Here is an 11,890-nt window from a genome sequence, read left to right on the forward strand (position 1 = left end):
TTATACAATACAAAGTTATGCCGGGGGAAATAAAAAAACCTTCAGATTTATGAAGAAATTGAGTAGTAATCCTTCTTAATGGCGCTCAAATACCCCTCCGATATGCCAAGATATGATGCCAATGCCCTTGCGGATACGAGATTGACAAGCACGGGATAGTGCTCCAGCAGGAGCGCGTATCTTTCTTCCGCGCTTCTAAATATCCATTTGGACCTGTCGAATGCCTGCTGATAGTAATATTCCGTCAGTTTCAACCGGACTTCTAAAAAAGAAGGGTATTTCTCACAGAGCCTGTTAAGATCCTTCACATGTATGGCTAAACAAGTGGTTTTTTCAAGTGCCAGCAATTGTTCCATGCTTTTCTGCTGCTTATAAAAGCTTTCAATGGCTATCACCACATCCCCCGCTGTCATAAACCAACAATTACGTTCCTTGCCATCAACATTTTCCAGGGCAGTCACAAGCCCTGTTACTGAAAAATATACATGCCGGCACACTTCGCCGTAGTCCACCAGGATATCATTTTTATTAAATGATATCACTTCACAACAGGATATGATCTCATCTATCGCGGCCTCCTGTAGTTCAGGATTATGCAGCTTCATCATGGAAATCAGTCCAGTGAACATCTTTTCTATTTTCTTTTGCTTAAAAGGGTACTGAAAGGCGATTTTAGTGCCTCGGTTGGTGGTATTCATAGCAGTGGTTTTTTGTATTGATAATGGTGGTTAACGTGGGGCTGAACAAATTAGTTTGAGACTTTAAGTCTCAACATGAGCAAATTTATATCTTTTTGTTTATAAGATTCTTTCTAACCGGCATTATAAAAGTGAGAAATTGATTTCCGTGAATTTGCACGTAATCTTCCTCATACTGGAACACATATTCTCCATCGTCCGTTTCGGTTAAATAGCCGGCAAAATCCCCTTATAGTATATCTTCGCTTTCCTCATCCTTAATTTGTTTTAAACTTATAGGCGCCAGGGTATGTCCAAACATTTTAAGCACCTGATTTACCTTTTTAAGTTGGAGATTATTTTTCCCTTGTTCTATTTTTTGGACCACAGTTAATGCCACACCTGCCTTCTCTGCAAACTCTTGCTGAGTAAGACTAGTCTCCTTGCGCTTTAATTTAACAAAGGCTTCTAATGTTTTCATAACTATATGCTTTTGAATATAAATCTCAATAATTAAACAAATTATATGCTTTTAGATATAATTGCGAAGTTATATGTAGCACATATTGCTATTCATCTCCTGAGTATTCAGGTTCCCGAACGGGTCCTCATAGTATCAGCTTCTGCATAAGGTAAAAGATAACCCAGGTCGAGGGGAGGGATGAGTTTAGTGCAGGTAATATCTTCCTGCAGATCTGTGGGAAACATACATCTCATATGCCGGAATTTTTCTCAAAATTACACGGCGCCGATCATCTAAATCTTCACATTTGTGAAGAAATTACAAATCCCCGGACTCCAGACCTTCTTCCACCAACGCCATCGCCCGGGCCCTCAGATTCTTATTCCCTTTATCGCATTTCCGCAGTATGGTCTTGTATTCCCGTAAAAATACCCTCGCAAAATCAGGGTCCGCTTTCACTACATCTTTGGCATTATCCAGGATATCGGCATACTTGATAGTCTGGGAAGCCGGGGAGGTCTTCACCAGCCGGTCCAGTTCTTTTGCTTTCCGCGTGCGCCGGTTCAAGTGGGGATAGACTGATTTGATATATACGTCTGTCAGTTCGGTTACATATCCCAGTGTGCGGAAAGCCTCTTCAATGGTCATTATAGTCTCCAGGAACTGAAGCAATGCCTGGGGGCTTACGGGCGTATCCTCCAGCACATCATGCAGTAAAGCGGCGGCGAGGATCGTCATATCTGCTGTATATTCCCTGCACGTCTCCATCACCCGGATGGGGTGTACGATGTACCTGTCCGGGGAATATTTCCGTGTTTGATCGCCGTGTGCCTTGTCTGCAAATTCCTGCACCGCCTGGAGTATTTTATCCATTTTCGATGAATGTTTTGTAAACAATATGGGAGAAATACCGGGCTACCCATTCTTCCCCCTATACTTCCCAATCACCCGCTGCAACGCAATCCCTTTCCCCAGCACGGGCTTAAATATATCCCCCATACTCTCCGCCCGCTCCGCCGCATTATGAATGGTAAAATCCTTCATCTTCAGTCCCTTTTTCACCTCATCCCATTCCAGCGGCATAGACACCGTGGCGCCGGGCTTCGGCCGCAATGCATAAGGCGCCGCCAGCGTTGCCTGCGGACGGTTTTGTAAAAAATCAAGATACATTTTCCCGCCCCGGTTATTCACCTGCCGCTCTATGCTCGTAAACCGCGGGATCTCCCGCTGCACCAGCGTGACGATGATACGGGCGAATTCCTTTGATTGTTCGTAGGTGTATTTCGCGCCAAGCGGGATGTAGATATGCAGGCCGGTGGAACCGCTCGTTTTACAATAACAAGGCACCTCCATATCATCCAGCACGGCTTTGGTGACTTGTGCGGCCTCTATCACCTTGTCAAAAGATTGTTTGGCAGGGTCCAGGTCAATGATACACCAGGTGGGATGATCGGGTTTCCGGACGGTGCTGGACCAGGGGTTCATTTCGATGCAGCCCAGGCCAGCCATATACAACAGGCTGGCTTCATTGGTGGCTACCATAAAATGTTTCCTGGTGGCGTCTCCGTCGGCCTTGTAAGGGTGTTTTTCAATCCAGCCGGGTACTTTGCCGGTCACGTCTTTCTGGTAAAAACTCTCGCCTTCAATGCCGTCAGGATGGCGGTTCAGCGACTGGGGGCGGTTTTTCAGGTAGGGTAAAATGAATGGGGCGATACGGTAATAATAATTGATAAGGTCCCTTTTGGTGATCTTTTCTTTAGGCCAGTATATTTTACTGAGGTTGGTGAATTTCAAATCCTGTCCGTTCACTTTTCGGACCTGTGTTTCATCCGTGGGATTCAGCAATGTTTTGCGGGAACTTTCTCCTGGAGGAATAATACCTACATCGGGGGAGATGATCTTTTTAGCGGGAACTGATTTTTCCAAACCCACCGCGGTTGCTTTTTTATCTTCCCGAAGTCCCTCAAAAGAGGGATGCCGCATCACCCCATCCGGCGTCATTTCCGCAAAACTCACTTCCGCCACTACCAATGGTTTTATCCAGAAAGCCTTTGCCTTGGGAGGATTGGGTCTGAAACGGGATGGTTTATTCACATCAGGCTCTGTGTGGAACGGGCTCTTTTTTATCAGCAGCGGTTTAAACTGCTGCAACATATCGCGTTGTTGCTGGAGGTTGAAGCCCGTACCTACTTTGCCGGTGTATTCCAGTTTTCCTTTGTCGTACACGCCCACCAGCAATGCGCTGAACGGTTTGCTGGAATCTTCATTTTTTGTATATCCGCCTATCACTACTTCCTGCCGCTGCGAGGATTTGACCTTCAGCCATTCCTTCGACCGTTCGCCGCTATGGTACAAACTATCCGCCTTCTTAGCCATGATCCCTTCCAATCCTATTTCTTTCGCCACGCGAAGCATCTCCTCACCCGACGTTTCAAAGTCCTGGCTCAGCCTGATGAGCCCGCTGGCAGGTATCAGTTTTTTTAATTGCTCCCGTCTTGCACTCAGCGGGAGTTTTGTAAGGTCTTTCCCTTCATACCACAACAGGTCGAAAACAAAATACTGCAACTCGCCGTCCGCTTCACTGCGCCATTGCTGAAGCGCGGAAAAGTTCGCCGTGCCCTGGTCATTCACCACCACTATCTCCCCATCCACCACCGCTTGTATATTCCACTTCTCCAAAGCAGCATACACGGGATAAAACTTTTCATTAAAAGATTTATTATTCCGCGAACGAAGCTCCGTCCCGCCCTTCCGCATCAATGCCAACGCGCGGTAACCGTCCCATTTTATTTCGTACGTCCAGCCCTCGCGGTCGAATGGTTTGTCCACCAGCGTAGCCAGCATCGGCTTTATGTTCATAGGGAACGAACCGGCCGGCGCTTTTTTAACGGCGGTGGTAACTTTTGACGGCGCTGGTTTTGCGCGTGTTGTTTTCCTGGCTACTGTCATGACGGTATGTTTGAGTAGACTGAATAATCTCCGCGGTGGCGGCTTACAGCTGTTTTAAAGGGATCATCGTTTTGTGCAAACAAATGCGCATCTGCTGCCGAAAATCCACAACCAGCCGCAGCCCTGCGGTATAACCTCCGCGGCTATGGCGCTATCGCCCTGCGGGTAGCGGTTACGCAGGTATATACTTCCAAAGCATATGCCCAAAGGTCTTTTTATTCAAACATGTATGTATATTTCATTGTTGTTCAGGGTGAATTATTTCTTTCCCTATATTTGCGTCAACCCTGTTAACCAGCCATATTCCTTACATAAAACCTTAACCCGCATGAGCACGACCAGGATCGACCCGGCAGAACTATGGAAACTAAAGCCGGAAGAACTATCAGCAACAATGTACAACACCATGTTTTCGTTTATTAACCAGATCTATCCCATCAGCGAGGAGCTGGAAGAAGAAATCGTCAAAAACTCGGAGATCGTAAAATTCAAAAGAGGCAGCATCATCCTGAAACACAATGACATCTGCCGGTACTGTTATTTCGCAGGCTGCGGCCTGGCAAGAGCGTATTACATCACCGATGAAGGGGAAGATGTCAGTTCCTGGTTTATGAAAGAAGGGGATATCATTATCACCGTGCAGAGTTTTTTTGACCAGGTGCCCAGCAGGGAAGAACTTCACGCACTGGAAGACACGATCTGCATCGGCCTTACGCACGAGGCATTGCAGGAGATCTACCTGAAATTCCCGGAGTTTAATTTTGTAGGCCGCGTGCTGACGCAGAAGTATTATATCCAGATGGAAGAACGGGCATTTTCTTTGCGTATGGATAGCGCGGAAGAAAAATATTTAAAGCTGGAACAGCACAGCCCGGAAATAATAGCCCGCGTTTCGCTGAAAGACATCGCTTCTTACTTAGGGATAGCGCCGGGTACCATCAGCAGGATCAGGACCGAACGAAAGTGAATTTCTTCACATTTGTGAATATTCATCATAAATAAATCGCAGAACTTTGCCGTATCAGATTATATCCGTTAACCAATTAAAACCTAAACTGATATGAGAGACACGATCGGCAAAAAGTTTTTTTACATCCGGATGCTGCATGGTTATACCCAGGAATACGTCGCAAAAAAGATAGGCGTTTCAATATCATCCTATATAGACCTGGAAGCAGGCCGGATAAGGAAAGTGCCCATCGGCAGAGTGCAGGATATACTGGCATTGTACGGGCTTACCATGGAGAATTTCTTTTCATTTAAACCCGAAGACCTGATGGGGCTCATCAAGGGAGAAACCGAAACGATAGATGAAAAAAGCATGCGTGAGATGGTGAATAAGATCGAAGGAATGTACCAGTTATTATTTCAATTGGTGGATAAATTTATTCGCCCGCCGGGTTGGGAATCGCGTTTGTAAATTGTAACTTTATGCAAACGTCAGACACCCCAAAATCCGGTTCACCCCTAAATCCGTATCTATTACGATGCAACACCTCATCAAACCATATCTCGTTTGTTATACCGTGCTGAGTAGTCATGAGTATATACATGAAGCGCAGGATGCGCTCATCCCGCTTTCGCAGGAACTGCTGTTTGCCGCCCGTACCGGGAACCCGGTAGTTACCCAGCTTCACGCCCTTTCTACTGTTAACCGTGAAGAGCTGCGGCAGCAGCTGGATTCAGATCCGTTAAAAATGACCTTCTGGATCAACGTCTACAATGCGGCCGTACAGATCGTACTGCAGCAGAACACTGCTTTGTACGAAGACCGGCCCGCTTTTTTCACCAAAAAGATCATCACCGTAGCCAGCCAGCCGCTTTGCCTGGACGATATCGAGCATGGTATCCTCCGCAGGTCCGGCTTCCGGTTAAGGGACGGCCAGCTGCTGAAACTGCTGCCCACCGCATTCGAAAAGGAATTCAGGGTAGACCGGCTGGATCACCGGGTCCATTTTGCGCTGAACTATGGCGCCAGGAGCTGCCCGCCCATCGACTACTACGAGGATGCCCGCATTGACGACCAGCTGAACATCGCCATGAAAAGCCACCTGCAGGGCGAGGCAAAACAAACGCCCGGCACCATTTTCCTGCCCGCTTTTATGGACTGGTACCGTTCGGACTTTGGCGGCAAAAAAGGCATGCGCGGCATCCTTCAAAGGCTGGGCCTGCCCGAATTTGAGGCTATCCGCTTCCAGCAGTTCGACTGGAGCCTGTTCCTCCGGAATTACAGGGATTAAGATTTTAGAACAAATTTGGCTTCCCCCACTTGTTTTCAGCAAAACAATGAACGATATTACAGCCCGTCTATTCATTCATTTCGTTTACCGGCCGGCATCATGTGAATTTCCCCGGTAACTGAAAAGGTTAAAAAACTGATCTGTTTTGTTGTATGCATTGCTGAAAATCTGGGCCAGGCTTGCTTTATGGTTCTATTGCGGGAAGATCGTGTTCCGTTACAAAGGCGGAAACGCACCCTGCATCCTTGCCTGTACACATCCTAATTCTTTCCTGGATGCTATTATCATGGGAGCCTATATGCCGCGCAGCATCCATTTCCTCGCGCGTGGCGACGCATTCCGTAAACCGCGTGTAGCCTCCGTACTCCGGGGCATGCATATGATCCCTATCTTCCGGTTAAGCGAAGGCAAGGAAAACCTCCAGCGGAACGAAGAAACATTTAAGCTGTCCCTGAACGTGCTCAGGCAGAACGGCTGCATCCTCATATTCCCGGAAGGCATCTGTGTGAATGAAAACAAAGTGCGCCCCCTCAAAAAAGGCACCGCCAGGCTGAGCTTCAGCGCCTGGGAAGAGCCCGGGCTGGACGACCTGATGATTCAACCGGTATCCATCAACTACAGCTCGTTCACCGCCGTGCCGAAACACATCGAGATCACCTTCGGGGAACAGATAAAAAAAGGAGATGCGGAAAATGTGAGGGATCTGAACGATCTGCTGCACGACCGGCTGGAAGCCGGCCTGCATAAACCCGCCACCCGTAAAGGGCATTCCATCCTGCTGGCGCTCCCCGCATTGATCGGGTATATCACGCAGCGCTGGTTTTATGTGGCCTGGAGAAATTTTGCGAGGAAAAAAACAAAGAACACGGTGTTTTATGATTCCGTGGTATTCTGCCTGCTGATGCTGACCTATCCTTTTTTCGTGCTCATCATAACGGCACTGCTGGTAATGATTGCAGGCCCATGGGGCTGGCTCGCGTTGCCGCTGCTGCCGTTCACCGCATGGGCCTACAAGGAATACCGTTTATTTCACACGGCTGAGTGACAGCATGCGGATCATCCAATCCGGCAGCGGTTTCTCCAGCGAACGTTTTTTCAGGTTCAGGTAAAGCCCCCACTTCTTAAACAAGGGGACCTTATGGGTTTCCACCAGCTCTATCAGCGTGCCGTCCGGGTCTTCGATGTAGCAGAACCGGCCTGCCGCGCTTTCCATGGCAAAGGAATCTTCGCTGTCGATGGAAAAAGTATAACCGTGGGCCAGCGCATGTTCTTTCAGCGCGGCCATATTAATCACGTCAAAACAAAGGTGGATAAATCCACAATCTCCCCAGAAGCGGTTGTCGTAGATCTTTACCGGCTCCCTGTCCAGGGCCTGCACCAGCTCTATTTCGGCTGATCCCAGCAATTTATTGAACGCACCGATGCCACCGGGATGTTTGCGGAGCAATACTTTCCGGAACTGCGGGGTGGTTTCGTCGTAGATCATATCGCGGATGCCGAGGATGTCGCGGTAAAAGGCGATGGCCTTATCCATATCCCGCACCCCGATCACCGCGCCGGACACGCCGCCGCAGATGCCCGCGTTGTCGTGGAACCAGTGGTGGCCCGGCACAAATTCGAAGTGATTGTTATTCGCATCCGTTACCTGGAAGCGCAGGTGGCCTTCCGCATCTTTGTAGTTTTCGCTCAGCTGCAGGCCTTCGTATTGAAGGAGATGTTTGCGCGCGGCGGCAAGGTCGCGGCACTTGATCTTGGCCGCATAGATGCCAAGGTCGCCGTACTGGGGTTTCTGAAGGGGTTCCGCGGGCTGCCTGTCCTGGAACTGCCAGATCTCAAAGCCGCCGCCGCCTTGCATATTCAGGGAAAGCACTGCCCTGCGGCGATATACGGTGCCTCCTGTGTAAGGCGTCATGAGGGCGGCTTCGGAAGTATCATCAAAAATGAGCACGTTCATTCCGAAGTGGTCCTTATACCCTAACATGGATTCGCGCACGTTTTTCACGCCGATCCCTATTTGCTGTATTCCTGTGATATATGCCATAATAAAGGATTATGAATGTTTCATCCCGGCTTTCCGGGCAATGGTATAGTATAATGGGCTGATGTTTTTACGCAACCACCAGAGCACTCTTTCGCTCCTTGCGATGATCACGTGTTTTTCCTTTCTCCTCATCGCCTTCAGTATCCTTGCGGCGCAGTCCGCCACGGGGATGCCGTTTGCCTGTCCTTCGTCCATCTGGTTATGTGCGGCGCCCGATGCGGTTACTGCGTTCAGTGAGATGGGAGTATTTACCCGCCCGGGGCTTACGATCGTAATGTCAAATCCCGGGATGGTGTGCTCCACCTGCAACGTTTCGAAATAACCCTTCAGCGCGTGTTTGGATGCTGCATAGGTGGTTCTGAGCGGGAAGCCCATTAGTCCGGCCATACTGCTGATCACCACTATCTGTCCGCCTTTCCTTTCGCGGAAATGCGGTAAAAGCTGGCGGGTGAGCATTACCGGTGCAAAAAAATTGATCTCCATCAGCCTGCGCTCCACTTCCGGAAGGGTGTCTTCCGCCAGCGCCCGCTGGGTGATCCCGGCGTTGTTGATCAGTATATCCACCTGGTTGAACGCGGCCAGCGCGGCGGCGGCCAGTTCCGGCGTGGCATCTTTTTCAAGGTCTGCCGGTAAAATTTTACAAGCTGTCTGGCATTGCTGCTGCACTGCTTCCAGTGCCGCGGCGTTCCTCCCGGTGAGTATCAGCCTGGCTCCTTCGCGGGAAAGCTGCTTTGCCAGCTCGGCTCCCAGCCCGGACGAGGCGCCTGTGATCCACACCACTTTGTCTGAAAAATAACCCATCATTATATTCTTAACCCCGCATTTTAGAGAGTGCAAACCTTTAACGAAACCCGATCAGGCAAATTGTGCCATCCGGTTCCGGGGATTGCAGCATCTGGATGCGGCTGCCGTGCATACGCAGGCATAAAATATTAAATTTCGCAGGGTGCAGCGTGGCGCGTTTTTATTTTGTTGTGCACTTGATTTCCTGGCTAATTGGTATAGTTCTTTGCACCGGCATCCCTGCAAGCTGTACGGTAAGACCAATGTTATGCTTCATTCACACGCATCATCTCAGTCGAACAGTTGTAGTTCATTAAGGCTGAAGATAAGCAATTTTAAAAATCTTTTAATACCTTGATCAGATGAAAAGGATATTGTATATCATGGCGGCCTGCCTGTTGGCCTGTTCCGGCGCTTCCGCGCAGATCAGCCCGGCCGCCCTGCAGAAGTGGAAAGACCGTAAATATTCCATGTTCATTCACTTTGGCGTGTATTCCAAACTGGGCGGCGTATGGGAAAACAAACCCATCAGCCGTGGCCTCAGCGAACAGATCAGGGCGCACGCCGCCGGCCTGTACAGTGATACGTATGAAGAAGTGGCCGCCACCTTTGACCCCGAAAAGTGGAACCCGGACAGTATCGCCATCCTGGCAAAAAACGCGGGGATGGGCTCGGTCGTGATCACGTCCAAACACCACGACGGCTTCGCCCTCTGGGATTGCGCCTTTACCACCTTTGATATCATGGATGCCACCCCCTACAAAAGGGATATCCTCAAAGAGCTGTCCGAAGCCTGCAAACGCCATGGTATTGCCTTTGGCCTATACTTTTCACTCATAGACTGGCATTTTCCGGCAGCTATGCCCGTCTCCGGCCACAACTCGGACTCCATCCCCCCGGATCATCATACTTATAATAAGAACCAGGTTACTGAGCTGCTCAGCAAATACGGCCCGGTGTCCGAGCTCTGGTTCGACATGGGCAGCATGACGCTCGCCCAAAGCCAGGAAATGCGCGAACTGGTACACCGCCTTCAGCCGGATTGTCTTATTGGCAGCCGCATCGGTAATAATATGGGCGACTTTACCGTGATGGGGGACAACCAGGAGCCGGATTATATCATCGGCGTACCCTGGCAAAGCCCGGCCTCCTTTTTCCATGAAACATGGGGCTACCGCTCCTGGCAGGAAAGAGGGGATATCCGTAAAAAAGAAAGGGAAAAACTCACCAGCCTCGTACGCGTGGCCTCCCGTGGCGGCAATTTCCTGCTGAACATCGGCCCGAAAGGTGATGGCACCGTAGTGCCTTTTGAACAGGACGCCCTGCTGGCCATCGGGGACTGGCTCAAAAAGAACAGCGAAGCCATTTACGGCACCCACCCCGATCCGTTCCATGTGCCTTTTGAATGGGGCAGCATCACCAGCCGTGACAATAAACTCTACCTCCACATCATGACCACGCCGGCAAACAACACTATCCTCCTGCCCGGCCTGAAAGGAAAAGTGATCAAAGCCTACCTGCTGGAAGATAAAACGCCTGTCAAAACTTCTTCCACCGCGGCAGGCGTAACCGTACAGGTTCCCGCCGGCCTGGACGTAAGCCAATGGTTCAAAGTGATCGTGCTGGATATACCCGGCGGCTATAGCGTGCCCCCGGTGAACATACAGCCGCTGGACAAACCGGTGGTACTGGATAATAATAACGCCTTCAAATATTTCAGCAACGCGACGGTGGATTACAACACCAGTTTCACCAGCACCATCCGCAATGCCTGGACGCTGGCGCCCGCCCGCAGCGGGGCTTACAAGCCGGTGCTGACGTACGCCGCCGAAGAAAAAGGGAAAAAGATCACGCTGCAGCTGGGTACAAACACCAGCGAACTGGAACTGAGCAACGACGAAGAAATAAAACTGGATAATGATATCACGCAGGTAAAATTCGGGGAACTGTACCTGCAAGGCCCGCTGTACTCCGGCGTAGGCGGCACCAACGGAAGCCTGAAAGACCTGGATGTAAACAAACCCTGGCCGCGCAACGACGGGAAACCCTGGGCCAAACATGCTGAATACAAAAACGGTACACAATATACCCTGCCCGCCGGCCTGATGACGGGGTATTATGTTTTCCAGGAGATCACCTCTCCCCGCACGCAGCAATTGCTGGTGAAAGTGACCAGCGGCGATGCGGTCATGGTATTCCTGAACGGGAAGAACCTGTTCCTGCAGAACAATCCCTACAAAAAGGACAGCATCGTACATTACGTACTGCTGCCGCTTTCCGAAGGGAAAAACCAGCTGGTGGTAAAACTTTTCAACCACTTCAAAAAGTCACTGCCATTTAACATCGATTATTCGGTGCCGCAGGTGTATTACCGGAAAACCTTACCCGCCGTACAAATGGAGAAAGGGAAATATTACCCGGTAAGCTGGCAGCTGGCAAAACCGCTCACGCCGCATGACGAAATGGGGATGCCGAATTTGAAGCTCGAAATATCAAAGAAATAAAAAAAGGAGCCTTGGGACAGGCTCCTTTTTTATTGATCCCAGCCGTTATTTAAAACTATGCACTAACACATAACTGGCCTTGTTTGTGGCGTAGTTGTGAAAAGATCGTCATCCTATGTTTGTAGTGGCTATAAAATAGGAAGAACTTAGTTTTATGTAAAAAAAACAGAAGAGGAAAAAGGAATCAGATTATTTGTCGTCATTGGTCAAAAGACCGTTCGCAATGCTAATCC

General features: G+C 49.6%; 11 protein-coding genes and 1 pseudogene. 5 read left to right on the plus strand and 7 right to left on the minus strand.

Features of this window, described 5'->3' with window-relative positions:
* Positions 1-47: 47 nt before the first annotated feature.
* The 5 genes and pseudogenes from EG028_RS24970 to ligD all read right to left on the minus strand — a co-directional run bounded on the left by EG028_RS24970 (position 48) and on the right by ligD (position 4,089).
* On the minus strand, positions 48-698 hold the full coding sequence (locus EG028_RS24970) for a Crp/Fnr family transcriptional regulator (RefSeq protein ID WP_120519076.1): 651 nt from the start codon (positions 696-698) through the stop codon (positions 48-50).
* Positions 699-783: 85 nt separating this feature from the next.
* Positions 784-909: pseudogene (locus tag EG028_RS28125) on the minus strand (hypothetical protein); the annotation flags it as partial.
* 18 nt (positions 910-927) lie between these two features.
* The gene (locus EG028_RS24975; protein ID WP_120519077.1) at positions 928-1,158 is read right to left on the minus strand and encodes a helix-turn-helix domain-containing protein; all 231 of its coding nucleotides are present in this window, start codon (positions 1,156-1,158) and stop codon (positions 928-930) included.
* Between the two features lie 300 nt (positions 1,159-1,458).
* The gene (locus EG028_RS24980) at positions 1,459-2,013 is read right to left on the minus strand and encodes an HD domain-containing protein (protein ID WP_120519078.1); all 555 of its coding nucleotides are present in this window, start codon (positions 2,011-2,013) and stop codon (positions 1,459-1,461) included.
* A gap of 42 nt (positions 2,014-2,055) precedes the next feature.
* Positions 2,056-4,089, minus strand: coding sequence for a DNA ligase D (gene ligD / locus EG028_RS24985; protein ID WP_241559217.1), 2,034 nt, complete (start codon positions 4,087-4,089; stop codon positions 2,056-2,058).
* Positions 4,090-4,417: 328 nt separating this feature from the next.
* On the opposite strand from ligD, the gene EG028_RS24990 reads away from it, so the two are divergent.
* The 4 genes from EG028_RS24990 (at position 4,418) to EG028_RS25005 (ending at position 7,374) form a co-directional block, all read left to right on the plus strand.
* Positions 4,418-5,056, plus strand: coding sequence for a Crp/Fnr family transcriptional regulator (locus tag EG028_RS24990; protein ID WP_162946633.1), 639 nt, complete (start codon positions 4,418-4,420; stop codon positions 5,054-5,056).
* A gap of 93 nt (positions 5,057-5,149) precedes the next feature.
* Entirely contained in the window at positions 5,150-5,509 is a 360-nt protein-coding gene (locus tag EG028_RS24995; protein WP_120519080.1) for a helix-turn-helix transcriptional regulator, read from the plus strand.
* Between the two features lie 67 nt (positions 5,510-5,576).
* Positions 5,577-6,329, plus strand: a complete 753-nt coding sequence (locus tag EG028_RS25000; protein ID WP_120519081.1) for a DUF547 domain-containing protein — start codon at positions 5,577-5,579, stop codon at positions 6,327-6,329.
* Between the two features lie 145 nt (positions 6,330-6,474).
* On the plus strand, positions 6,475-7,374 hold the full coding sequence (locus EG028_RS25005; protein ID WP_120519082.1) for a 1-acyl-sn-glycerol-3-phosphate acyltransferase: 900 nt from the start codon (positions 6,475-6,477) through the stop codon (positions 7,372-7,374).
* On the opposite strand, the gene EG028_RS25010 is transcribed toward EG028_RS25005, so the two are convergent.
* On the minus strand, positions 7,354-8,370 hold the full coding sequence (locus EG028_RS25010; RefSeq protein WP_120519083.1) for a VOC family protein: 1,017 nt from the start codon (positions 8,368-8,370) through the stop codon (positions 7,354-7,356). The genes EG028_RS25005 and EG028_RS25010 overlap by 21 nt on opposite strands.
* A gap of 9 nt (positions 8,371-8,379) precedes the next feature.
* On the minus strand, positions 8,380-9,174 hold the full coding sequence (locus EG028_RS25015; RefSeq protein WP_120519084.1) for an SDR family oxidoreductase: 795 nt from the start codon (positions 9,172-9,174) through the stop codon (positions 8,380-8,382).
* 341 nt (positions 9,175-9,515) lie between these two features.
* Here EG028_RS25015 and EG028_RS25020 point away from each other — a divergent pair, with 341 nt between their 5' ends.
* Positions 9,516-11,657, plus strand: a complete 2,142-nt coding sequence (locus tag EG028_RS25020) for an alpha-L-fucosidase (protein ID WP_120519085.1) — start codon at positions 9,516-9,518, stop codon at positions 11,655-11,657.
* Positions 11,658-11,890: the final 233 nt, after the last annotated feature.

Origin of the sequence: Chitinophaga barathri (assembly GCF_003807585.1) — a bacterium.
GTDB classification, from domain to species: domain Bacteria; phylum Bacteroidota; class Bacteroidia; order Chitinophagales; family Chitinophagaceae; genus Chitinophaga; species Chitinophaga barathri.